Below are 23,872 nucleotides of genomic sequence, written 5' to 3' on the forward strand. Positions count from 1 at the left end.
ATGAATTATCAACAAACTACGCTTGTAATTATTTTAATTTTACTAATGGTTGTTTCAATATATTTAGCATTTAAATTCTTATTGAATTTCCATAGAAGTGCTAAAAAAACGAAACAAATTCTAGGACGTGAATTAATTATGCCTTATGTTCAAGGAATGAAATGAGCTTCAAGTGCATTCTTTAACATCATAATGATAGACATAATTATTGGTATTTTATTAATTTTATCTTCATTAGGTTTCGGTAAAGTTTATAGCACACTGAAATGAGCTAATAATTACACAGCATTTTACTTTGCAGTTATGCTTTTAACCTTAATTACTGCTCTTGCATTTAATTTAGGTATCGTAATAATTTATTTTGTTTCATTTAACTATCCTCAATATAAAACCAAAAAATCAGAACTACCAGAAGAATTTAAAAGTTTGAAACAAATTGTTTCAATAGAAGCATCAGAAATACCCGAAACTATCAAAATTGATGCTGATAAAATGCAAGCTAGAAACATATTAGCAACCAAAGTTATTTCTAAATTCTTACATTTTTATTCAATTTTAGACACTTTTCCATTAATTAAAAAATACAAAATTTACTTAGATCAAATCTTTAAGATTAATTTCTTTGCTGACACACTTTTATTTATGGAACAACAAAAACAAAAAGAAGAAGAAATACTATCTTATGTAGAAGCTCAACAAAACATAAAAAAACAAGCAGCTAATCAAGATGAACTTGATAAAGATGCTAAGGTAAAAAAAGAAATTAATTGAATGGAAGAAATGGCTGAAAATGTTAATAATAAAGCCGTTGCTGAAAATCTAAAAAACACTATTAGCGCTAAAGAATACAACAAAAAATATGATGAATACTATCAAGCTGTTCGTTCACAAGATCCTATGTATGCATCAGTTAATAAAAACAATTGATTAACTTACCGTGATGCTGACGTTCAAGATTTATTCTATAACACTCAATCCACTGTTTATTATTCAATAGATGATGGTAAAACTATAATTGAAAAGCCATTAAATGAATTTTTATTAGAATACAAAAAATTCTTAGTAGCTAAATTCTATAAATAATCTCACATCCAACTAAACCAGAGACTGCCTCTGGTTTTTTTGTTACAATTTGAATTTTAAAATAAACAAGAATATTTTTCACCATTTACCTTTTTCAATATAATTTATGGATATGTATAAAATCTTTGCAACAAAAAAAGAAAACAATGATTTCATCTTTGATGAAACACAAGCTCACCATTTAAAAGTTTTACGTCTTAGAAACCAAAAAATCTTGGTTAATTATGAGACTAATTTTTATGAATGTTTTTTAGAAGATTATTCTAAAGCTAAAATAATTGAAAAACTTAATATCAATAATGAATTTGGTTTTGAAGTAGTTGTGGCTATTCCTATAATTAAACAAGCTAATTTTGAAATAGCTTTACAAAAATCTACTGAATTAGGTGCAAGTAAAATAATTCCTTTTATTTCAGAACACACTGATAAAAGCAATATAAATGTTGTAAATAAAATTGATCGCAATAAAAAGATCTTACTTGAAGCAGCACAACAATCTTTTAGAAATGTTATACCTGAATTATCTAAGGTAATTTCATTTGATGAATTAATTAATTTAGACTATAAAAACAAGGTTTTAGCTTATGAAAATGCTAAGAATTCACCTCTTGAAAAAGTTAATGAAAACATAGTTTTAATTGTAGGTCCTGAAGGTGGATTTTCTTTAAACGAAATTGAAAAAGCAAAACAAAAAAATGTTAAAATTGTATCATTGACCAAAAGCATATTAAGATCTGAAACCGCGTTAATATATATGCTTTCTAAAGTAATTTAAATTGTAAAAATGACTTTTTACAAAACTATTAATTGTGTTATAATAGTTAAGAATTTTATTTATAAATAAATTTTTGTCTCATTTTAGTTAAATAAGAAAGAAAAATATGCGTCAAACAACAATAATCAAAAAAGAAACAGTTGACAAGAAATGATATATTCTTGATGCCAAAGACGTTCCTCTTGGAAGGTTGGCAGCATATGTAGCATCTATATTACGTGGAAAAACAAAACCTTCATTTACTCCTAATGTAGACATGGGTGATAATGTTGTTATTATCAATGCAAAACTTGTTGGTTTAACAGCAAAAAAAGATGAAAAGAAAATCTACTACCACCACTCTGGATATCCTGGTGGATTAAAGAAGATTACTGCTAAAAATCTTAAAGAAAAACACCCAGAAGCATTGGTAGAAAAAGCGGTTAGAGGTATGCTTCCACATACAAAATTAGGTCGCAAACAATTCAAGAATTTATTTGTTTATCCAGCAGAAGAACACCGTCAACAAGCACAAAAACCAGTTAAGTTGGAGGTTAAATAATGGCAGCAGCAAAAACTACTAAAACTCCAAAAAAAGAAATTATTAGATACTATGGTCTAGGTCGTAGAAAATCATCTGTTGCTAGAGTTTACATTCTTCCCGGTAGTGGAAAATTCACCATCAACTTTAAAGAAGCTAAACAATACTTAAACTCAGATATTTTAATTAAAGATGCTTTAAGTCCATTTGAAGTTACAGGAACAAGCAACACATTCGATGTTATTGCAAATGTAAATGGTGGTGGTTTAACAGGTCAAGCAGGTGCTATTAGACTTGGTATTGCTAGAGCTTTATTAGAAGCTTCTAATAATGATTACCACAACAAATTAAAAGATGCTGGATTCTTAACACGTGATGCACGTGTGAAAGAAAGAAAGAAATACGGATTGCGTAAGGCAAGACGTGCTCGTCAATTCTCAAAACGTTAATATTAATAATTAAAAAATTTCAACATTACAACAGGTATATAATATAATTTATCTGTTGTTATATGCGAGCGTAGCTCAGCTGGTTAGAGCACACGACTGATAATCGTGAGGTCGATGGTTCAAGTCCATTCGTTCGCACCATTTCAATAAAATTTATTGTTCAAAAAACCAAAATTAAAACCCTTTTAGCTTCAAACTAAGAGGGTTTTAATTTACTTAATAAAATAGATTGAAATTTAATGTTTCTTGAAAAATTTTAGCATTTGGTCTTTGGTTTCAGCTGATAAATTATGAATACCAAATGCAATAGCGCCCACACCTGTATGAATCGCAATATCGGGAGCTAGTAACATTGAATAAACATTATCTATATTCAATGTAGTTTTGATTTCATTAGCAATATCATCGATTTTTTCTTGTGCAGCATGTAATAAAAACAAGTAAGAATTATCTGAAAGTGGTTGATACATTTCTTTAAGTTTTTTAATTTGATTTAATAATGTTTTTTTGAAAATTCTACCAATACCATACTTAACTAATGCACCTTCTTTGTCAAATTCAATGATAGGAACTATTTTTAATAGTTTAGCAATAGCAGCTGCTGATTTAGATAATCTTCCACCTTTTACAAGTGCATCGTTGAATTCTGGTATCAATAAGGTTTTTTGAGGTATATAGTCAAACACTTTGCAAGCTTCTTCAAAACTAGCGCCAGCTTTAATTTTGTTTTCAAATTGAACTAGGTCATAAATAATTAAATATGATAATTTCTTGCTTTCAACAATGAAAACTTTATCATTGCCTGCAAATAAGTTTTTAAGTAATTGAATTTGACTTGAAAGTTTTACTGAAATGGAATAAATAATAATTTTGTCATATTCTTTTGAAAATTTTTCTACCATTTCCATTACCATTCCAGGCGAGCAGGCAGATGTACTTGCGTTACATAATTTAGGGTTTTGGTTTCATATTTCAGCGAATTGAAGGCAATTTAATTCTTTACCAATGAAATAATTTTTACCATTGATATTAGCTTGCAAAGGAAGTAAAGTTCAACCATATTCTTCTGCTTGCTTTTCATCAAGCCCAGCACATGAATCCAAAATTATTTTAATTTTCATATAATTTCCTTGTTTAAATATATAATAATTTGTAATAAAAATTATACTAATTTAATACACATTTTTTGAATTAATTTAACCACATAAAGGAGAAAAATCGAATGAAAAAAGATATTTTAAGTGAACTTAAATCAAGAAAAATTTTTAACAATATTTCATCCGAAGAAAAGTTTAATTCCTTAAATTTAAAAAATGGTATTGGTGTTTATACAGGTTTCGACCCTACTGCTGATAGTTTGCATTTAGGAAACTATATTCAAATAATTACATTACAACGCTTCAAACAATTTAGTTTTATCCCGTATGCTATTATTGGTGGTATTACAGGAATGATAGGTGACCCTTCTTTTAGAAAAACCGAAAGACAATTTTTAGAAGAAGATGTTTTAATTTCTAATAAATTAAAAATTAAAAAACAATTAGAATCTTTTGGGCTTAAAGTTATTGATAACTATGATTTTTATAAAAATTGAACATTAGTTGATTTTCTGAGAAAAATTGGTAAATTAATAAATGTAAATTATCTTCTTGAAAAAGATAGTATCAAAACAAGAATTAATAATGGCCTTACTTATACTGAATTCACTTACCAATTATTTCAAGCGTGAGATTTCAAAACATTATTTAAAGAAAATAATGTTAAGATTCAATTAGGTGGTAGCGACCAATGAGGAAATATCACCACCGGACTTGAAATAATAAGAAAAGTTCATGGTGAAGAAGCTGATGCTATTGGAATAACTGCTAATCTTTTATTAAACGAACAAGGCGAAAAATTTGGAAAAAGTACTGGTGGTGGAAGTTTGTGGCTTGATTCTAAAAAAACCAGTCCTTATTCGATTTATCAGTTTTTATTAAATCAATCAGACAAAAAAGTAAATGAACTTTTATTATGATTAACTTTTATTGAAGTCTCAGAAATTGAAGAAATAATCAAAAAACATAATGAAGCAAAGCATTTAAGATATGCTCAAAAAACTCTTGCTTATGAAGTTGTGAAAAATATACATAACAAACAAACAGCTGATAAATGTGAAAAAATAAGTAATATCTTATTTTCAAAAGATAGTAATTTGATACTAAATTTAGATTTAGATGAAATATCTTTATTAAAAGGGTTTTTACCAGTATTTAAAGTTAAAGCAAATGACACTATAACTAATGTGCTGAAAAATAATAATATTCTTTCATCTAATCGTGAAGTTAGAGAATTTATAGGAAATAGTGCCATTTTATTAGATGGAAAAGCTATCAAGTCACCAGAAGATAAAATAGTGTTTGAAAATTTTGATAAAAATTATGCCATTTTAAGAAAAGGTAAAAAAGACTTTTTTATCCTTCAAAAAATATCTAAATAAAAAAATTAAACAAAAAAAGGCTAGATATCTGTTGTAGCCTTTTTTTGTTGAAATGTTTTGACTATTACTATTTATTAATAGTTGCAAGTACTGCATCCAATGCAAGAATTAATGCGGCGCATTGATCATCTGAAAGTTTAGCAATCTCCTCGTCAGTTGTATATTTATTGATGATGCCTATTGTACTTTCACTAATACCTTTTTCTTTAGCAATTTTCTTGATTTCTAGAATTTTACTTTTTACTTTTTTCTGCATTGATGTTAATCTAACACAAGAAATAGCTGCTATAGGTAAGGCAGATAAGGATGCTATGCTAGCAATAGTAAGGAAAACCTTCTTTGGTTTGTTCATTTCGTCCCACTCCTTTTTCTTCCTCTAATATTTTATTACTAATTTTTCAAATGTTATAAATTTTGATACCTTTAGAAAATTGAAAAATAAAAAAGGTACATTTATTATGTACCTTGATTAATTATTTTTTAGTTGTAGTGGTTTTTTGGCGGTAGCAGGTTTAGTTTCAGTTTCTTCTTTAGCTACAACTTTTTTAGTCGTTGTAGTTTTTTTAGCAGTTTTAACTTCTACTTCTTTTGCTTTCTTTTCAGGATATACAGAAGCAAATTTTCTGTTAATTCTGTCTTCAAATTTTACAATACCATCAATTAGTGCAAATAATGTGTAATCTCTTCCAAGTCCAACATTATTTCCTGGGAAAATTTTTGTTCCTCTTTGACGATAAATAATGCTTCCAGCAGTTACAAATTGACCATCAGTTGCTTTAACTCCAAGTCTTCTTCCTGCGGAATCACGACTATTTCTAGTTGTCCCACCAGCTTTTGTATGTGCCATTATTTAACTCCTTTAATTGCAAGAATTTTTACCCGAGTATATGGTTGACGGTGTCCTAATTTTCTTTTGTGAGTTGATTTAGGGTTATGACGATAAACTACAATTTTTTTTGCTTTACCTTGTTTTTCAATTTTTCCAGTAACAACTACATTTTTTAGATAAGGAGTTCCGATTTCTTCATTTGTAGCTAATACGCTAGCAAATTTTATTTCATCGCCTTCCTTACCTTCAATTTTTTCAATATAAATTATGTCTCCAGCTTTAACAATGATTTGTTTTCCACCGGTTTCGATGATAGCAAACATTTTTCTCCTTATATTTTGTCGCATCTTTAAGGTACTATCTTATGATAGATTTATAACCTGTTTAGAATGGTTACTCTATAAGTAACTCAATCTGATAAGAAAATTATTTTCTTATGTTTAAATCTTTGATTGTTTTTTCGTAAAGTTTGTAATCTTTTTCTTTTAAGTGATTTAAAAGATCTTTACGGTGGTTAACTTTTGCTAAAAAACCTCTCATTGAATGCAAATCTTTTTTGTTTTTTTCAAAGTGGATTTTTAAATCTTCAATTTCAGCGGTCAATATTGCAATTTGCACAGGTAAATGCCCTGTATCTTTTGCATTACGACCAAATTTTTTAGTTATTTCTAATTTTTGTTGCTTAGAAATCATTAATTTTCCTTTCATAACCTAGCAAGAATTGAATCATTCAAACCAAGATATAAATTAATTTTTGTATATTATAACATATTTTTACTTATATGTTAACTAGTTTAAATGCTTATTTTCTTTGAAAATCTTATCAAAAGAATAAGTGAAAAGTACATTAAATATTCTAATAAAAAAACTTCTTTCCAGCTTCTATGTCTTCCGGAGTTATAAAATTAGTTTTTTTATTGTTTGTGAATCTAATTTTGTCTAAAAATTCAATATAAAATTCTTCTTTTTTGCCAGGAATATATTCAATATCATATAAGTAAATTTTGTTTGTATTATCTTGTTCTGAAAATTCAGGATTTGAAATTAGACAAATGCCATGATATTCAAAATTTTTTATTATGCAATTTACAACATAAATTCCTGCGCGAAGCAAGGTAAGTGATTCGGGAAGTGAAAATTCAAAGTTAATAGTGTTTACAATAACTGCATATTTATCTATTAAAATAGAATTTAAAAATTCAATATTTCCATCAGAAACTAGTTGATTGGTTAGAGAAGATGAAATCTTATGAGTTTTAATTTTTGTAATTTTGCTTACTGAAACTAGTTCGAATGATTTTTTTAAGAGTTCAATATTGCCAGTTTTATTAAAACCAAATTTGAAATCTTCACCACAACAAATTGCTTTTGTGTTTAGCTGAACTAGTTTTTCAATAAATGCACTTGCTTCAGTATTTTTGACTTCTTCATCAAAATCAACTATAAAACAATAATCAAACTTTAAATTGGATAGAGTAATTAATCTAGTTTTTAATTGAAGAAGCTTTTTATCTTTTAAAGTTCCATTTTTTATAGGGGTTTTAAAAATTAAAACAGCAGTTTTATAACTACTGTAATTTTCTTTAATAGAAAAAGCTTCTCTGAAAATTTTTAAATGGCCAATATGCATTGATTCAAATGAACCAAGACACATTATGAGAGGATCAGAAATTTCCAACTTATCTTTTAAATTTCAATTATAAATTTTCATTTGTAATTAATTATACAAAATTAGAAGATAACCAGAATTAATTGAAGAAGCCTTTTTGTCTTAATTTAAAGTAAGGTCCATCTTCTGTTACGGGAAGACAAATTTCATGAGCTGCGTCTTTAGTTACGTCTTCACCATTTCCCATAGCAACACCAAGTCCTACAGCGCTCAACATTTCAACATCGTTTTCACTATCACCAAATGCAACCATTTCATCAAGTGAACTATCAAGAAGATCAGCCAGCACTTGAAGACCTGTAGCTTTTGTAATTCCACGGGCAGAAATAAATACTCCACCTGCTCATTCAGCCAAAACTCACATGTCTAGTTTTTCTCTTGTGAAAAATTCATTTAATTCAACTGCTAGTTTATGAGGTTCTTTACTATTGATGGTAATTAAATAGTTTTTGTCATTTTGTTTTTCAAATTCTTCTACTGAAATAAAGTTTTTTTTGAATGGTTTGTAGAATCAGTGGTCGATATTGAATAATTCATTATAATATCCTCATTTGTTTCCAACAAATGAAAAAGGAAATTTTCTTTCTTTGGCATATGCATAAAATTTTGAGAAATCTTCATAACTAATGGTTCTTTCAAAAACATATTCTTTAGTTTTCAAATCCATTATAAAAGTTCCATTTGCGCCAATAAAATAATCTACATAAGGATTATTTATTTGTTTTCCAACAGTGAAAATATCTCTACCTGAACATAGGACATTGATATAGCCATTAGCCTTTAATTTTTCAAACATTTCCTTTGTTCTTGGAGTTAGTTCATCAACTCCAAAAGGAAGCAGTGTTCCATCAATATCAAATACTATTATTTTGTATTTATTGTTCATTTCTTAGGACCTCTATTTATTGTCTTGCTTGGACATTTTTAATATTCTTTCTATGCGGCTATAAAAAACTTTGGATAAATTTATTTCTCCAAATTTAATATGTCCATATGCAATTATTTCTTTTTTATAAAGAAATAAATAATTACTATTTGTGTTTTTTTTATCACCTAAAAATACTTGCTTTTGCTTGTAAATTTTAGATAATTGTTCAAAATTTAACTTATATAATAATACATCAAAAAGACGTTTTAAATTTGTAATTTTTTTATATTTTTTTTGCTTGTAGGTAATATTACCTACCTTGTGTCGATTGAGTTTAGTTATAATAGCATCAGTTTCTAACAATACGCCAATGTCATGAATTAATGAGCGAATATAAGTTCCTTTTGATACTTCACACCTCAATTTAAATTCTTGTTTTTTGAAGTTAAATGAAAGTAGTTTTAATTTGTGAATTTTAATAGAGGAAGGCTTTAACTGAACGGACTTATTTTTACGAGCAAGTTCATAAGAACGAATGCCATTAATTTTTTTACTTGAAAAAATAGGCGGAATTTGTGAGGTTGTTTTAGCAATTTCTTCTATAGCTTTTTTTAACTCGGATAATGTAATTTCTTTTTTAGTAAGTGCTGTAATTTCTTCGCCTTCGTCATAACTTGCTGATGAAAAATGAAGTTTAGCAGTTACGGTGTATCCTTTTGATTGTGAAGAAATATAATCAAGAAGTTTAGTATCTTGATTAGTTGCTACAATTAAAAGTCCGGTTGCAAGCGGATCTAATGTTCCGCAATGTCCAATTTTTTCAATGCCCATTTTTTTAGCAAATTGGCGTATTGCTAGAAAAGAAGAAATATTCTTCTTTTTATATATTTTATAAAACATAATAATCGAACAAAAGTTAATTATCTAGGAAGTGTTGCAAGAATTACAATATTAGCACAGAGTGCTATTAGTTCTAGTGTAAGGTAAATAGATCCAAGCGTTAAACAAGTAATTTTAGTAGGTCTTTTAATTTTTTTAGACAAAGAATAATAGCAGATTGCACTAATTGCAAAAGCAATTATGATGATTGCAACTATAATAGCTGAAATATATAATCATCCAATTGATTGGTAAGTGAAATATTTTTCATAATTTTTGTTAAAATTCTCATCAATTATTAAAATAAGTCCAAAACTTGCAACAACTAGCATTGCAAAAATCAAAGTTTTAAATGCAATAACTAAAATAGGAAAATATGAATAAAAAATTCAAAAGCTAAGAAGAACAAAAAAGACAATAAAGAAAATATTTCATTTATTTTTCTTTATATCTTCTTGCTGGTTTTGCATCATTAATTGGTTATTATCCATAAAAAATCTCCCTCTAAATATAAAAAAATTATACTATAAAAGTATAATTCGGTATCTTTTCGATATATGGTGCGCGAGAAGGGACTTGAACCCTTACGCCGAGGAGCATTAGTTCCTAAGACTAACGTGTCTACCATTTCACCACTCGCGCATGGTGCCGTCTATAGGACTTGAACCTACGACCTACTGATTACAAGTCAGTTGCTCTACCAACTGAGCTAAGACGGCTGAAATTTCTATATAATTATACATATCTTACATATTTTTTTTGAAAATATCTTTTTTTGCAAAACAAAAAAATTCCTAAAAATAAGCAAATTAAAAAACCTTGCCAGATTGAGCAAAGTTTTTTTAGTTCAGTAAATGATATGGCAGGGGTAGCAAGACTCGAACTCACAACACACGGGGTTGAAGCCCGTTGTTCTACCATTGAACTATACCCCTACAAATACCATTACATTTTACATTAATTATTAATTTATTTTTGCATTTTTTGATTTACAATGCGCAAAATATCTCCAACTTTTTTGATATTTAGTAATTCTTCATCAGAAATTGCAATTGAAAATACTTTTTCAAGTTCAGTAACTAACATCAAAAGATCTAAACTATCAATACTTAAATCTTTAATGATGGTGTCTTCACTAAAACTTTTTCTTGTATGTCTTTTTAGTTCTGAAAAAATTTTTTCTTTAATGTCCATAGTGTTTCTATTATATAGTATTAGTGAAAATTTTATAGCTCTTGAATGATTTTTGTGTACTATTAAATCAAATGAAATTTAATGTTACAGTTTTTTGATCTTCACGGTCGATTGAATATTTTACTACCCCATCACTTATTGCAAGTCTTCCAGTTATATCTTTTATGATATAAAGTAGCATATCATCATCAATTCAGGCTTGCCCATCTTTGAAGTTTAACTTATCATAATAATTTGAAAGTTCTATAACTGGGAAAATTTTATTAGCATCAACTTCAGCAAGTTTTTTATTTTCAAAAATTGTTTTAGGTTCCACTTCTTCTGCTGGAAGTCCGGGTAAGATTTCACCTGTGTTGTTTTCATTTGGCTTTTTAGTTTCAGGATTAGTTTTTTCTACTTCTACTATTACTTTTTTATTAACATTCTTCTTTTTTAATAGTATGGCAGTTACAGTTGCACCAATTGCTATTGCTGCAACTGTTGACAAACCTAATCCTAAATATATTTTTTTCTTCTTTTCCATTATTTAACTCCTAGTTCTATTAGTTCATTTAAAGTTTGCGCTTTTTCAATTATTTCTTTGATGTTTTTATATTTAATAGTGTTTCACTGTTGCTTGATTTTTTCTGGATATTCTTCATTTTCAATAATTTTTAGATTTACTTTTCCATTTGCATAATTTAGGATAGGTTTTTCAAAAACTTCATTATAGGTTAATTTAATGTTTTCAATAGCTTTACCAATAGATAAATCTATATTATGAGTAAATGTGCCAGCAAAATTTAATGGAAGCACCAACCCTCTTTTAGCTTCACTACTTTCACTTGAAAGCATCACTTCTTTAGTCTTTTTATCATAATAACTATATGAATTTATTATTACATCAGTGATGTTATTATCTCCTTGAATGCCAAGTTCTACTTTTTCAGGGAATAATTTATTGGTTTTATCTCAGACAAAATTAATTCCCAAATAATCAGTTTGATCAATTTTTAAAGTCTTATATTTATTTTCTTTTCATTGCTTATAAAGGTTAATTTTGTAAAGTTTTTCATTGTATTTAGTTTGACTAATTTCAAGTGGTTTAAGTTCCATATTCAAATATTCAATATCACTATTTTCTGATAGACTTTGAGCTTCAGGTTCTGCATTATACAATTTCATTTTTAGTCTTGAAATAGTCTTAATGTTAACTCCTGCTTTTTCTATTTTCAAAGTTTTCTTCATAGGAAGTTTTTGAATTTTGAAGTTTAAGGTGTAAAGATTTACATATTCAGGTTTTTTCTTAGCTTGTCTATAAATTCCTAGTGATACAAAAACATTTCTAAGATCAGAAAATGTAAAATTTTTAAATCCACTCTGTTCTGGTAAAATTGCTTGAAAATGGTATCTACCATCAACTTTTCCTGCATATTTAAATTTAACTTCTTTATTATTGATTGTAGATTTAATTTCGCTATCTAAGATTCTTGAATCACTATTTTCATAAATAAAATCTAAAATCATTTCATTTGTTTGAATAATTCTTCTAATGTGTAATTGAAAATTTTCATTTGGATTTATAAAATCTCTGTTAAAAACTTTTTTATCGACTTGAAAATTTACTTCTTCATTCATTTCATTTAGTTGTGTAAGTCGATGTACTTGTTGTATTTCGTTAATATCTATCATGTATGTACCCCAAAAACAAATTTACAACTTCATTGAGTCTTTTATAGTAAGTTCCTTTTGATCAATAATCCAAATATCATTCGCTATCCGGATTGGTGAAAATGAAATTTTCAATAAATATTTTTTGCATATCCTTTTCAAGGCTTGCTAAAAATATTTCCAATGAAGATATTTTATCTGCTTGAAATTTACCAAGTTTCCTACCCTCTTTAAATTTCTCAGCTGTGCAATATTCTTTTATAAAACGTTTCTTTGCATAAAGCGATGATAAGTTTTGTTGAACATTTACACTTTGTGTATCTAACATTTGTCTCTCTCCTCTCCCCTTTGGGTAATTCAATTACACTCTAAAATTTCGTACATTTTAAATAAATGGGAAAATGAAAAAGCTTATATTTATTTATAAATAAATATAGTTTATAATTTTTCCCATGGAAAAAGAAATTACTAGGATTAGAATTCAAAAATATTTGAGTAATAAAGGTGTAGCTTCACGTCGTGAAGTTGAAAGATTAATAGAAGCTAAAAGAATTAAAATTAATGGTCAAATAGCAAAGCTGGGTGACACTGTTTGTGAAAGTGATCAAATACTACTTGATAGTAGGAAAATTGAAACTAAAACACCAGAAAAAATTTACATTTTATTAAATAAACCGCGCGCAGTAATTTGCACGCGTAATGACCCTGAAGGGCGCAGGACTATATTTGATTTAGTAGCTGAAAATAAATATTTATTTTCAGTGGGAAGATTGGATTATAACACTACTGGTGTAATTTTATTGACCAATGATGGAGAACTTACAAATTATTTATCTCATCCTTCAAACCAGATAAAACGAGAATATATTGCAACTGTAGAAAAAGAATTATCTAATGAAGATTTAAAACTTTTGAATTCAAATAATTTTATTTTAGATGGCAAAATTTCAAAGCAAGTAGTGAAAAAAATAAGTCCATTGGTTTATCAAGTGGAATTATGTGAAGGTAGAAATCACCACGTAAAAAATATGTTTTTGGCAATAAATAATTCAGTAAAAAATCTACACCGTAAAAGATTTTGAATCTTTTCAGATGCAGATTTAAAAATAGGAGAACAAAAGAAAATTAATTCTAGCGTGATTGCAAAACTACTTGCTTAGTTTTGCTTTTTAATTATTTCTTCAATAAATTTAGTTAGATTTTCTTTATTAAATTCTAGTGTATCTTTTGCTTTAAAAAGCTTAGTGAAATTAAATTTATTTACATTATGTTTTGCGATGTTTAAATTGCTAAAATCATCAGTAGAAATAAATATTGATTTATCAATATTGTATTTTGTATTTTTAAGTCCACAAAAATCATTTACTACAATAAGTGAAAGTTTTAGGTTTTGTGCTATTTCATAAACCAAGTTAAAATCAAGTCCTGAGCAAATTAAAGTGTATGAATTAGGATGATTTACAGCATAATAAGAACCACTTGAAAACTTACTTTTATCAAAATTAGTAAATTTGTTTGTGATTTTTTTCTTAGCATCAGCAATTAAAATTGAAGGTAAGTTTTTGCTAGTGTTAATTGCATTTTCAAAACAAGTTTTTACTTCTTCAATGCCATAAGGAGTAATTGGACAAATACTATCAATATCTTTAATTAAATTTAAAGAATTGGTGATGTCAGTGTTTTCATAATTGGTGTTTTTGGTGAAGATGTAAAGTGGATTTAGTGAAATTTTTTTAGCTTCAATAATAGCTTGAATGCTATTGTGTGCATATTCTAATAAAGTTGAAATTATAGGTCTGAAATTTGAATGAAGTGATATTCCATTGGCCACACTTCCAATACAATTATGTCTTTCACCAAAATAAATATTTCTTCCGCTTTTATTATTAAAAGCATAGACATTAGAAATATTTTTAATTTTGGTGATGTTTTCCATATTAGGAGAACAAAATACTATATTAGAATACTTTGTTGAAATATTGTTGATGATTAAACTGTATAAATCATTGTCGCCATCAATTTTACGAGTGTTGAGGTCATTTAAGTTAATCATAAAATCATTGCTTAGAAATTGTTCAAGCTTACTTGAGCAATTTCAATTATTGTAATGACTTGCGATTTTTTGGTCAATTTTATTTTTATAATAATCTAAAAGATCTGAATAGGTTTCAAGGTTATCTGATTTTTTGAATAGTAGTGTGTCTTTTAAATTAGAAATATCATGCTTTGTGATTTTATTATGAAAGCCATTAATTGTGTTTTCATAAGGAGTTCCTTTAGCTAGCACTGTATTAATTTCTATCAATGTTGGTTTGTGTGATGATTTTGCAAGTTTAATTGCTTTATTAATTGATTTAATTTCATCATTTATTTGGTGGTAATTAAAACCCATAGCTTGATATTTAGCACGAGTTTTTTCGTGGTTGACACTATAAGTAAATGAGTCTTTACTAATTTCAGTAGAAGAGTATAGGATGATTAGATTTTTTAGTTTTAAAGTTCCAGCTAAACTTAAAGCTTCTTGAACATTACCTCTTTGCATATCTTCATCGTTGCAAATAATGTAAGTTTTGTGGTTTATTTCCTCGTGTTCATTAGCTAACATAGTTTCTGCTATTGCAAGACCTATACCATTGCAAAAAGCAGATCCATTACTGTTAAATCCAACTTCAGTTAGTGTTTGTTTTGAAGTTGATAAAAAATAAGGGGTGTTTTCAGATTTACCATAGTTTTCTAGATCTGATTTTGAAATTATTGAACAAAGTCTTAGTGCTGCATAATAAGCGGGAAGGATTTGTTGATCAGAAATAATTAAACGGTCGCGATTAACTCAATTTAAATCATTTGGATTAAATACTAAGTGATAGAAAATAAGTGTGTGCAATAATTTAGTAGCAGCAATTGAAGATCCATAATTTCTTGAACCAAATTTTTCAATCATTGCACAAGCATTCATTTTGATGCTATCAACAGCAAGTTGGTCAAGTTTCTTATTTAGCTTGCTCATTGCAACCCTTGAAAATCATATTTATGTTATTTGGTTTTGTATTAATTAAAGATAAAACTTTTTGGTTTATGACAAAAATAACTTTTTTAGTTTGAAAAGTGAATTCTTTGAAATCATTAATTTTGTATTCAAGATTAATGTTTATGTTATGTTTTAACTTGTCAAGTAAAATTTTGATACTAGTAATTTGAGTTTTTGTTTCTTGTCTGCAAATTTTTAAAATTTCTTCTTGAATAAGAGAAGTTGAAACTTTGTAAGAAAAATTCATTTTAGTAGGTACTAAAACAAAACAATCATTATGCTCTTCCAACATATTTACCTGTTTCTGTTGAAATCAGAATGATTTCACCTTCTTTGATGAAAAGTGGAGTTTCAACTTCAAAACCTGTTTCTACAATAACTTTCTTTTGAGCAGCTTGCGCAGTATTTCCTCTCACAGCTTCAGGAGAAGATACTACTTTTAAAGCTACATTAACTTCAAGCTCAATATCTAAAATTTCTTCTTGGAATTTTCTTACTTGGATTTTATCTCCTTCTTTAAGAAAATTCATTTCTCATTCAACTTTTTTTACAGGTATTTCAATTTGTTCAAAAGTTTCTTGATCCATAAAAACTAAAGCTTCACCTGAATTATATAAATAATCCATTTTAGCTTTATCAATCATTGCTCTTTCAACTTTTTCACCACCTGTGAATGATTTTACAGTGATAGAACCACTTCTTAAATCTTTGGCTTTAATTTTAACATTAGCCTGCCCTCTACCTTGTTTTGAATGTGCTGCTTCTAAAACAATGTAAATATTATCTTCATGTTTGAAAGTAAAACCTGGACGTAAATCATTAACGCTTATCATATCTTCCCCTTAAGATCAGTATTAAATAGTATTTGAGTTATTAAAATATAAAAAATTATAATATAAAATTTTGCTAAAATAGTTAATATGTACTACAAGATATTCGAAAAATTTAAGCAATCTGGCATCCTATCTCCCAAAGAATATAAGATATATTCTATTTTGATAAAAAAAATCAAAACCTGATTACGCCAAAAAGTTTTAGCTTCTAAAACAAGTGGAATCACTTTAGGCTTATCAGGTGGAATTGATTCTACAGTACTAGCGTTAATTGCATATGAAGAATTTAAAGATGATGCACATTTTTACTATTTTAAAACTAAAACCGACCGTAAAACTGAAAATGATATTGTAAAATTGCAGCAATATTTTAACAATTCAATTATTACAGTTGATTTAACTGAAAACTTCAATGCATTAACAAAAACACTCAAAGTTACTCAAGTTCCTATAAAAAGCAACATAAAATCACGCCTTTTTATGACAAGTTTATATGCTTTAAGTCAAAAGCATAATACACTTGTAATTGGAACTGATAATTTTGCCGAATATTATTTAGGCTATTTTACCAAATATGGCGATGGTGGAGTGGACTTGCTTCCACTTGCTAATTTACAAAAATCAGACATTTTTGTTTTGGGGACATTGCTTGATATTCCCAAAACAATTCTTGAAAAAAAACCAACTGCTAATCTATGTACTGCAACATCAGATGAAGATAGTTTGGGTTTTACTTATGACCAATTTGAACGTTGACTTATAGATGAACATTTGGTGTCATCTGAAATAAGTGAACGAATTAAAAGCCTACACAAAGCAAGTTTACATAAAGTGTCTCTTATTCCAAAAGGCCCAAAACTTAAGTAAAGTTTTGTATAACGTAAAAATGCCTTTGGACTGCATAGTGGGGGCATTTTTTTGTTTTTGACTTGAAGGCTACAAATTAGAAAAATTAAAATTTGGTGATTTAATAATTGTTAATGTTTATGATAAATTTATCAAAAATATTCTTGATTGGAACAATTAGATAAATCTTTTACATTAAAAGTGTAATAACCACTAGCTTTATATTTACCTAATATTAATACATAACCGACAAAATTTTGATTATATATTAAATCTCTATTTTTTGTTCTTCAACTTTATTGGTAATATTTTTAGATGCTGTGTAAAACGATTCTTTCTATTAGAGAAAGAACAAAGTTTACCCAAAATTCTACATATGCCCACTAGTATTTTAAATACTAGTTTTATTATTTTTTATCTAATAATACTATTCAATTATTTAAAAAATAATTGCTTTATTCATTGATATAATAACTATAAATAAGAGGCAAATATGGATGATAAACAAAAAATACTTAATTATTGATTTCATTTGGATTTTTTTAGATCAAAAGAAATATAAAGAAATTTTTGAAATTTTTGATGATATTGACAATAAAAAGTATAAAAAAGTATTTATATTATAAAGAAATGAATTTAAATGATGATTTTAATCTTGAAGATATATTGCGCGGCGAATTAAAAGAAGAATTCAATAAAAAGCACATCATTTCTTTTCATAAAGATTACTTATCAGATTTGCTAAATGAAAACGTAGAGAAATCAACAAAAGCTCATGTTAAAAACCCTTGATTTACACAAAATATGAATAATAATAGAATGGAATTATTTAAATGTGCCTTAAATTTAACTAAATCATTTATTTATAATTCCTCTTATTTAAAAGAAAACTTAAGCATTATTTTCGATTTATTATATTCTAGTAATTGTGATTATAAAAAGGACGAAAAGGAAATGATGTTTGCTCATGCATTTAATAGTTTGCAAATTTTAATACCTGTATTTCTACAACTTTTTCATCAGCTGGTAGAATGTTTAAATATGTAAAAGAACCAAAATCATTAGGAACTTTAATAGTGGATGAAGCGGGACAAGCACAACCATATATGGCACTTGGATCTATATTTAGATGTAAAAAAAACTATTATTGTGGGAGATCCTAAACAAGTTGAACCAGTTGTTACTGATTATTTAGAGATATTAAAAGAAAACTTTAAAGATAAATGTTTAGAAAAATATAAGAGTAAAACTATTTCGGTTCAATCTTTCGCTGATCAAATAAACTCTTATGGAACATATGTTAATCAAGAATGAATTGGATGTCCACTATTAGTACACCGTGGATGTTTAAAAACTATGTTTGATATTTCAAATGCAATTTCATATGGCGGAATTATGAAAATTCAAACCAAAGAACCTGATCAAGAAAAAATAGATTCTTTTTTAGAAAAAGATATTGAAGCAAAATGACTTGATGTAAAAGGCAAAGAGAAAAGTGAAAAAAATCATTATGTTGAAAAACAAGGGCAGGAGACTTGCAATTTATTAAGAAAAAATCGCAAACATTCTCCAAATTATTATCCGAAATTATTTATAATCTCTCCTTTTAAATCAGTAATTAATGAATTAGAAAAAAAATTAATAAAAGAATTTAATCTGGATGAAAAAAGTGATGGTTATAAATGAGTAAATAATAATTTAGGGACAGTCCATAAATTTCAAGGTAAAGAAGCATCTGAAGTTATTTTTGAGTTAGGTTGTGATGATAAGACTAATAATTATGCTATAACTAAATTTGTAAATAGTAATATTGTTAACGTTGCAGTTACTAGAGCTAAATATAGATTATATGTAATAGGCGATTATAATGTATGAATAAATAATAATCATATTAAAAAAAGCTTATGAAATAATTAATAAAATTAGCTAAGAAAACTAAAAAAGATATTATAAAAAAACTTCACATTACTTAAATGAAATATCAAGCGCAACACTTATGTTTTATGTTTTATTTTTGAAAATTTAATAAATGTAAAAAATCAAAATGCAAAAATTGTATTACCAAAGTAATTCCTTGATTTTAAAGAAAAGTGAAAGCACTTAAGAATTACAAAAAAAGTTCAGAAATTTTGTGAAAAAGTATAAAAGCTGTGAAAAATTATTGGTGAATAGAAATTTAAGCTATGGCTTTTTAATCTCCTTCTTAAATTTCCTTTTTACCTAATAAATCAATTAAAATTTATAAATTATAAGCTAAAACCCTAATTAAAAAGCCTATCAAAAGAGGTTTTCTCAGAACCTATAAGATAGACTATTTGGGAAAATAACTTTATGCAGTGATTTGATTTGAAAATGATTTTTGTGAGTATAAAGTGAATATGAGTGTGGATGTGATGAATGATTATAAAGAGCTAAGTTATTTTCTTTTACTTTTAAATTATTAATTTTTATCCTAAAGAAATAAATTTTCAATTAACTTCTTGATTTAATTCAAGAGCTTGTCAATCTATTTCTTTATTATCCATATACAATTTAATTTTACCTTTGGTAAAATCTAATATTTTTTCTTCAATTTGTTGCGAGTATTCATGATAATTTGATCAATGAAATTTTGTATTAAAATGATAAAAGTGTTTAACCTCTCCTGAAAAATTTAATGGCAGTAAAAAACCTTTTTCATGTCCATTTTCTGCTGCTATTCAATTTTTGGTTTTCTTATCAAGTTCGTGTGTTGCATCATTATAAATTTCAACATCTCAATGATTATCTGATTTTTTTACATTTGTTTTATATTCGAGATAATGCTTTTTACTATTTAATTCAACATTAAGGCTATTTAATGTAAATAAATTCATAAACTTTTGTTCCATTTGAAGTGGTTTTTTATCTTTTGTAGTTAAATTTTGATATTTTATTTCTGCTATTTTTTCACTACCTTTTATGTTTGATAAATCATTGAATTTAGTATCAACTTCAAGATATTTGACACTACAATCTTTATTGTTAATAAAACTTCCTTTTTTCACGTTTGCTCCAATGGTATAATTAATTTCATAAATAAATCTCATTTTATTGTTTTTACCATCAAAATTTTGTGGATTTTTTGTTTCGGGTGAAAGCTTCATATTTTTAATTGTTATTCAATGATGAGCAAATTCAGTGTTACGTTTCCCTCTTGTTTCAAGGTCAATGAATTCAATAGATTCTAAATCATCAAAATTGATTTTTCTACCCTTATCATCAGCATAAAAACTAACTTCGTAAAAACCATTACCTACATTTTTGAAAGTTTTTCTATCTAAATGTCATAAGCAAGTATGGTTATAACCAAAATATTCACCATTTTTTTCAGCCTTATGTCATCTTATAGTAAATATTGCACTATTATCTGTGAAATTACGTTTGATATTTATAAACACAGGATATTTACGTGATAAATATTTTTCAGAATTAGTAACCCTTCAAATATTCCCTTCTGAATATCTTCATCCCTTTCAAGGTAAAAGCTCTTCTGGTACCTGGTTTACAAAGTTGCTATTAAAGTTTTGCTGAATCAACCTATAATTTACTATTTCATTAGGATCATTATAAACTGACAGCATTAAAACCCTTCTCTTTTACAAAATTCTTGAGTTTATCAATATAAAACTTCTTGAAATTATTAAGATAATTTAATGCCGCTTCTGCATTAAAATGTCACAATAATATATCTCTCATTTTTTCTCCTAATTGTGGGTGTCTAGATATCTAGACATAATTATTTTAAGCAGTAGAAATTTCAAAAATTTCAATTTTGAAACTATGAAAATTGCTTATTTATTACATAAATAAAAAATTTTGCTAGTTTCATTAAAACATTAAAAATCAAATAATTGAAAGAAGTTCATTCAACTTACGATAATAAGTTGATTTAGAAAAAAAGTGCAAATATCATTTTCTATTTGGTACTTGTTGCAAAATATCATTGTCATAAATTAGTCTATATTCACTAGGAAGTGAAGCTAAAAATGTTTTCATTAAAAGACTATGTGATGCAAGTAGCATTTTTCTAAGTTTTAAAAGTTTATCAGTGTTGCCAAGTATTTTTTGACATTCAGAAACAATTTGAATATCTTTTTGAGTTTTTAAATTTTTTGTATTTTTTATCAAATTAAAGTATTTTAGAATTGTTGCAAACTTCTCTTTGTTGCCCATTTTAAGGTCTTGTTCTCCTCAATGTAAAACAATCTTGTTCGTCATTTAATTCTAATACAAAAAATTTTGCTTTTTTATATATTTTTTTATGTAAAAAAGTTTATATATTTACCCCCGCTAAATATATAAAAATGGAAATTTTTTTTGTAATTTTTCAGCGTAAAACTTTAAGTTTTAGAGCATATACACGCATATCATGTGTAATTTTATTAATTTATTAAATGGAAAAATGGGTTAAATTCTACTTTCAAATTAAGCTTTAAAAAAATATAAGTTAATAAAAACTCAGTTGCAAGCTAATATTTTGACAGCAACTGAGTTTTAAAGTTATAGTTTTAATTAAATGTATTTTTCGGGATGTTCTTTTTTCATCTTGGCAATGAATTCGTCTTTATCCATTTTGCCATATTTTTTCATTAACTCACAGCATTCAAGATACTCTTTTTCAGCTCAAGCGATATCTTCAAAACCGCTTACAATGGTTATATTTTCACCTTTAAAGTTTTTATAAGTTGAAAAGAAATTTTTTACACTTTGTAGTCACATTTGATCTACATCTTTTAAACTTTTGATATGGTCAAGTCTATAATCATCTGCATGAACTGCAATTAATTTAGTGTCAGTTTCACCTGCATCAATCATTTTCATTGCACCGATTACACGAGCTTCTAATGATGTTCCTGGCAAAAAACTTTCACTTGAATAAACTAATACATCAAGCTCATCTCCATCTCAGTCAAGCGCTTCTTGAATGTATCCATAGTTGCAAGGGTATTTAAAATCCCCTCTTAAAATACGATCAACTTTAATTTTATTGGTTTTACGATCGTATTCATATTTGATTTTTGAGTCTTTTGAAATTTCAATATTAACTTCGATTTTTTTCATAATTATTTATTATAAATCAAAATGTTTATTATGCTAGTTTTAGCAAAAAAATCTTTTAGCTTTCTCAAAACTTTCTCAAATGTTTCTCAAATTTACAAATTTTAAAAATTGCGGAAATAAAATAATTTTTGCAAGGAGAAAAAAATGTTAATTTACAAATACGGAAAAATTGTTCACGTAAGCAAAGAATATATCATCTTAGAACATAGTGGTGCTGGTGAAATGATTTATGTTCCAAATATTGAAAGATTTAAAAAAGATGAAGTAAGAAAAATTTTTGTTTATGAAATAGAAAATGAATACAATAAGAAAACTTATGGTTTTGAAAGTTTTAAAGAACTTGTTGTTTTTGAAGATTTAATTGACCTACAAGGATTGGGTCCTAAAACTGCAATAACCCTGCTAAATGAAGGATGAGAAAGAATAGTTCAATTAATTGCAGAAGGAAATAAAGAAGAACTTGCAGCTATAAATTATGTATCAAAGAAAACTGCAAATAATATTGTGCTTGCATACCACGAAAAATACATCAAGTTTATTGAAAATATTAAAAATGTAGGAGATTGAAAAGTAAAAGTAGAACCTCGCAACAGTTATATTCGAGAATTTGAAGAAACTATGAAAATGCTAGGTTTTAAAGGACATCAAATTAAATATGCACTTGAAAAACTTACAATCACCGATAATATTGAGCAATGCATAGAAGATGCAATTAAACTAATTAGTCAAAATCAAAATGAGATCAGAATTTAGAGTTGAAAATTTCAATGATTTTATAGGACAGAGCAAATTAAAAGAAACTTTGAAAGTAATGATTTCAAGTTCACAAAAATTGCATCAACCAATAGATCATATTTTGTTTTATGGTCCTCCGGGACTTGGTAAAACTACACTTGCTAAAATTATCTCCAATGAAACAAAACGCAACATCACTTATGTTCAAGGGCCTTTAATTGAACGTAAGAGTGATTTACTCACTATGCTATCTTCGATAAAAGAAAATGACATTGTTTTTATTGATGAAATTCATGGTATTAATAAAAACATTGAAGAATTACTTTACTCAGCTCTTGAAGATGGTGTGGTCGATGTTGTTATTGGAGTAGATGGGGATAAACGCATTATGCGGATGCGTTTAAACAAGTTTTCCTTAATTGGAGCTACTACTAAGTTTAACTTAGTATCAAAACCATTGAAAGATCGTTTTGGCTATATTGGCAAATTAAAAAATTACACTGATAAAGAAATTGAAAAAATTATTTTTAATTCAGCAATTAGAAACAATATCAAAATTGATGATGCTTCAATTGCTGAAATAGCGCGTCATTCACGTCAAACTCCAAGGATTGCAAATAATTTGCTTAAACGTGTTTATGATTTCACACTCTATGAAAATAAGCCTCAAATTACATTGCAACTTGTTAAAAAAGCATTTGAACATATTGGGATTTATGAGTTCGGACTTTATAGTACACAAATTGATTATTTAAAAGCATTGCATGAAGTATTTAATGATTCTTATGCTTCAATAGAAACTATTGGAAGTATTGTTAGAGATGATAGAAATACGATTATTAATGAAATAGAACCACTCTTACTTTATTATAAATTTATCGAAAAGAGTCCAAGGGGTAGAAGGATTACTCAACGTGGTATAGATTATTTACTTAATTTTATGTAATTTATTA

General features: G+C 27.0%; 30 protein-coding genes, 4 tRNA genes and 1 pseudogene. 13 read left to right on the plus strand and 22 right to left on the minus strand.

Features of this window, described 5'->3' with window-relative positions:
* From JN03_RS08885 to JN03_RS01300, 5 genes are all read left to right on the plus strand, one after another.
* Positions 1-1,083, plus strand: a complete 1,083-nt coding sequence (locus tag JN03_RS08885) for a hypothetical protein (protein ID WP_134076535.1) — start codon at positions 1-3, stop codon at positions 1,081-1,083.
* 106 nt (positions 1,084-1,189) lie between these two features.
* Complete coding sequence (locus JN03_RS01285) at positions 1,190-1,858, plus strand: 16S rRNA (uracil(1498)-N(3))-methyltransferase (RefSeq protein WP_241852027.1); 669 nt, start codon at positions 1,190-1,192, stop codon at positions 1,856-1,858.
* A gap of 106 nt (positions 1,859-1,964) precedes the next feature.
* The gene (rplM, locus tag JN03_RS01290) at positions 1,965-2,399 is read left to right on the plus strand and encodes a 50S ribosomal protein L13 (protein WP_036444777.1); all 435 of its coding nucleotides are present in this window, start codon (positions 1,965-1,967) and stop codon (positions 2,397-2,399) included.
* On the plus strand, positions 2,399-2,827 hold the full coding sequence (rpsI, locus tag JN03_RS01295) for a 30S ribosomal protein S9 (protein ID WP_036441326.1): 429 nt from the start codon (positions 2,399-2,401) through the stop codon (positions 2,825-2,827). Before rplM ends, rpsI begins: the two co-directional genes overlap by 1 nt.
* Before the next feature lie 64 nt (positions 2,828-2,891).
* Positions 2,892-2,968: transfer RNA gene (locus JN03_RS01300), tRNA-Ile, on the plus strand.
* A gap of 95 nt (positions 2,969-3,063) precedes the next feature.
* Here JN03_RS01300 and JN03_RS01305 read toward each other — a convergent pair.
* Positions 3,064-3,948, minus strand: a complete 885-nt coding sequence (locus JN03_RS01305; RefSeq protein WP_036441328.1) for a DegV family protein — start codon at positions 3,946-3,948, stop codon at positions 3,064-3,066.
* Between the two features lie 101 nt (positions 3,949-4,049).
* Here JN03_RS01305 and tyrS point away from each other — a divergent pair, with 101 nt between their 5' ends.
* Complete coding sequence (gene tyrS / locus JN03_RS08890) at positions 4,050-5,306, plus strand: tyrosine--tRNA ligase (protein WP_036444774.1); 1,257 nt, start codon at positions 4,050-4,052, stop codon at positions 5,304-5,306.
* Positions 5,307-5,373: 67 nt separating this feature from the next.
* Here tyrS and JN03_RS01315 read toward each other — a convergent pair whose 3' ends face one another.
* The 15 genes and pseudogenes from JN03_RS01315 to JN03_RS01385 all read right to left on the minus strand — a co-directional run bounded on the left by JN03_RS01315 (position 5,374) and on the right by JN03_RS01385 (position 12,723).
* Positions 5,374-5,658 (minus strand): hypothetical protein, encoded by a 285-nt coding sequence (locus tag JN03_RS01315; RefSeq protein WP_036444770.1) that lies wholly within the window; start codon positions 5,656-5,658, stop codon positions 5,374-5,376.
* A 240-nt stretch (positions 5,659-5,898) separates the two neighbouring features.
* Positions 5,899-6,153: pseudogene (gene rpmA / locus JN03_RS01320) on the minus strand (50S ribosomal protein L27); the annotation flags it as partial.
* Entirely contained in the window at positions 6,153-6,458 is a 306-nt protein-coding gene (gene rplU, locus JN03_RS01325) for a 50S ribosomal protein L21 (protein ID WP_036441340.1), read from the minus strand. The gene rplU and the pseudogene rpmA, both read right to left, overlap by 1 nt.
* Positions 6,459-6,561: 103 nt before the next feature.
* Positions 6,562-6,828: a 30S ribosomal protein S15 gene (gene rpsO, locus JN03_RS01330; RefSeq protein ID WP_036441341.1), complete on the minus strand. Its 267-nt coding sequence runs from the start codon at positions 6,826-6,828 to the stop codon at positions 6,562-6,564.
* Between the two features lie 163 nt (positions 6,829-6,991).
* Complete coding sequence (locus JN03_RS01335; protein ID WP_134076536.1) at positions 6,992-7,846, minus strand: FAD synthase; 855 nt, start codon at positions 7,844-7,846, stop codon at positions 6,992-6,994.
* Between the two features lie 37 nt (positions 7,847-7,883).
* Positions 7,884-8,690, minus strand: coding sequence for a YcsE-related riboflavin metabolism phosphatase (locus JN03_RS08895; RefSeq protein ID WP_036441349.1), 807 nt, complete (start codon positions 8,688-8,690; stop codon positions 7,884-7,886).
* 12 nt (positions 8,691-8,702) lie between these two features.
* Entirely contained in the window at positions 8,703-9,572 is an 870-nt protein-coding gene (truB, locus tag JN03_RS01345; protein ID WP_134076538.1) for a tRNA pseudouridine(55) synthase TruB, read from the minus strand.
* A 20-nt stretch (positions 9,573-9,592) separates the two neighbouring features.
* Complete coding sequence (locus JN03_RS08900) at positions 9,593-10,042, minus strand: hypothetical protein (protein ID WP_036441353.1); 450 nt, start codon at positions 10,040-10,042, stop codon at positions 9,593-9,595.
* A 67-nt stretch (positions 10,043-10,109) separates the two neighbouring features.
* Positions 10,110-10,193, minus strand: a tRNA-Leu gene (locus JN03_RS01355).
* Between the two features lies 1 nt (position 10,194).
* Positions 10,195-10,270 (minus strand) — tRNA-Thr (locus tag JN03_RS01360).
* A gap of 141 nt (positions 10,271-10,411) precedes the next feature.
* Positions 10,412-10,486, minus strand: a tRNA-Trp gene (locus tag JN03_RS08905).
* A 34-nt stretch (positions 10,487-10,520) separates the two neighbouring features.
* Positions 10,521-10,745: an acyl carrier protein gene (locus JN03_RS01370; protein WP_051599357.1), complete on the minus strand. Its 225-nt coding sequence runs from the start codon at positions 10,743-10,745 to the stop codon at positions 10,521-10,523.
* 10 nt (positions 10,746-10,755) lie between these two features.
* On the minus strand, positions 10,756-11,268 hold the full coding sequence (locus JN03_RS08910; RefSeq protein ID WP_036441374.1) for an MHO_1590 family protein: 513 nt from the start codon (positions 11,266-11,268) through the stop codon (positions 10,756-10,758).
* The gene (locus JN03_RS08915) at positions 11,268-12,416 is read right to left on the minus strand and encodes an MHO_1580 family protein (RefSeq protein WP_134076540.1); all 1,149 of its coding nucleotides are present in this window, start codon (positions 12,414-12,416) and stop codon (positions 11,268-11,270) included. Before JN03_RS08915 ends, JN03_RS08910 begins: the two co-directional genes overlap by 1 nt.
* A complete protein-coding gene (locus JN03_RS01385; RefSeq protein WP_134076542.1) occupies positions 12,403-12,723 on the minus strand; it encodes an MG284/MPN403 family protein in 321 nt (106 codons plus the stop codon). Before JN03_RS01385 ends, JN03_RS08915 begins: the two co-directional genes overlap by 14 nt.
* Positions 12,724-12,847: 124 nt before the next feature.
* Here JN03_RS01385 and JN03_RS01390 point away from each other — a divergent pair, with 124 nt between their 5' ends.
* Complete coding sequence (locus tag JN03_RS01390; RefSeq protein WP_036442957.1) at positions 12,848-13,555, plus strand: pseudouridine synthase; 708 nt, start codon at positions 12,848-12,850, stop codon at positions 13,553-13,555.
* On the opposite strand, the gene JN03_RS08920 is transcribed toward JN03_RS01390, so the two are convergent.
* Genes JN03_RS08920 through efp form a run of 3 tightly spaced genes read right to left on the minus strand, consistent with a single transcriptional unit; the run spans position 13,552 to position 16,256 of the window.
* On the minus strand, positions 13,552-15,402 hold the full coding sequence (locus JN03_RS08920; RefSeq protein WP_036441388.1) for a transketolase family protein: 1,851 nt from the start codon (positions 15,400-15,402) through the stop codon (positions 13,552-13,554). The genes JN03_RS01390 and JN03_RS08920 overlap by 4 nt on opposite strands.
* Positions 15,386-15,712 (minus strand): MMB_0454 family protein, encoded by a 327-nt coding sequence (locus JN03_RS01400; RefSeq protein WP_123772480.1) that lies wholly within the window; start codon positions 15,710-15,712, stop codon positions 15,386-15,388. The genes JN03_RS08920 and JN03_RS01400 overlap by 17 nt, the downstream gene beginning before the upstream one ends.
* On the minus strand, positions 15,699-16,256 hold the full coding sequence (gene efp / locus JN03_RS08925) for an elongation factor P (protein ID WP_036441393.1): 558 nt from the start codon (positions 16,254-16,256) through the stop codon (positions 15,699-15,701). The genes JN03_RS01400 and efp overlap by 14 nt, the downstream gene beginning before the upstream one ends.
* An 87-nt stretch (positions 16,257-16,343) precedes the next feature.
* Here efp and nadE point away from each other — a divergent pair, with 87 nt between their 5' ends.
* From nadE to JN03_RS08940, 4 genes are all read left to right on the plus strand, one after another.
* Positions 16,344-17,123: an NAD(+) synthase gene (gene nadE / locus JN03_RS01410; RefSeq protein ID WP_134076543.1), complete on the plus strand. Its 780-nt coding sequence runs from the start codon at positions 16,344-16,346 to the stop codon at positions 17,121-17,123.
* A gap of 476 nt (positions 17,124-17,599) precedes the next feature.
* On the plus strand, positions 17,600-17,728 hold the full coding sequence (locus JN03_RS08930; protein WP_277870478.1) for a hypothetical protein: 129 nt from the start codon (positions 17,600-17,602) through the stop codon (positions 17,726-17,728).
* Positions 17,729-17,732: 4 nt separating this feature from the next.
* Positions 17,733-18,149, plus strand: a complete 417-nt coding sequence (locus JN03_RS08935) for a hypothetical protein (RefSeq protein ID WP_134076544.1) — start codon at positions 17,733-17,735, stop codon at positions 18,147-18,149.
* 33 nt (positions 18,150-18,182) lie between these two features.
* On the plus strand, positions 18,183-19,019 hold the full coding sequence (locus JN03_RS08940; RefSeq protein WP_134076545.1) for a DEAD/DEAH box helicase: 837 nt from the start codon (positions 18,183-18,185) through the stop codon (positions 19,017-19,019).
* Positions 19,020-19,549: 530 nt separating this feature from the next.
* Here JN03_RS08940 and JN03_RS08945 read toward each other — a convergent pair.
* From JN03_RS08945 to JN03_RS08950, 3 genes are all read right to left on the minus strand, one after another.
* Entirely contained in the window at positions 19,550-20,704 is a 1,155-nt protein-coding gene (locus tag JN03_RS08945) for an MHO_1580 family protein (RefSeq protein ID WP_134076546.1), read from the minus strand.
* Between the two features lie 247 nt (positions 20,705-20,951).
* A complete protein-coding gene (locus JN03_RS01430; protein ID WP_036441401.1) occupies positions 20,952-21,296 on the minus strand; it encodes an MG284/MPN403 family protein in 345 nt (114 codons plus the stop codon).
* A 339-nt stretch (positions 21,297-21,635) separates the two neighbouring features.
* Positions 21,636-22,184, minus strand: a complete 549-nt coding sequence (locus tag JN03_RS08950) for an inorganic diphosphatase (RefSeq protein ID WP_134076548.1) — start codon at positions 22,182-22,184, stop codon at positions 21,636-21,638.
* A 144-nt stretch (positions 22,185-22,328) separates the two neighbouring features.
* On the opposite strand from JN03_RS08950, the gene ruvA reads away from it, so the two are divergent.
* Positions 22,329-22,937 (plus strand): Holliday junction branch migration protein RuvA, encoded by a 609-nt coding sequence (gene ruvA / locus JN03_RS08955; RefSeq protein ID WP_134076550.1) that lies wholly within the window; start codon positions 22,329-22,331, stop codon positions 22,935-22,937.
* Complete coding sequence (ruvB, locus tag JN03_RS01445; protein ID WP_036441410.1) at positions 22,921-23,865, plus strand: Holliday junction branch migration DNA helicase RuvB; 945 nt, start codon at positions 22,921-22,923, stop codon at positions 23,863-23,865. The genes ruvA and ruvB overlap by 17 nt, the downstream gene beginning before the upstream one ends.
* Positions 23,866-23,872 lie beyond the last annotated feature (7 nt).

The sequence above is a fragment of the Metamycoplasma hyosynoviae genome (genome assembly GCF_004365165.1).
In the GTDB taxonomy this organism is placed as follows: domain Bacteria; phylum Bacillota_I; class Bacilli_A; order Mycoplasmatales; family Metamycoplasmataceae; genus Metamycoplasma; species Metamycoplasma hyosynoviae.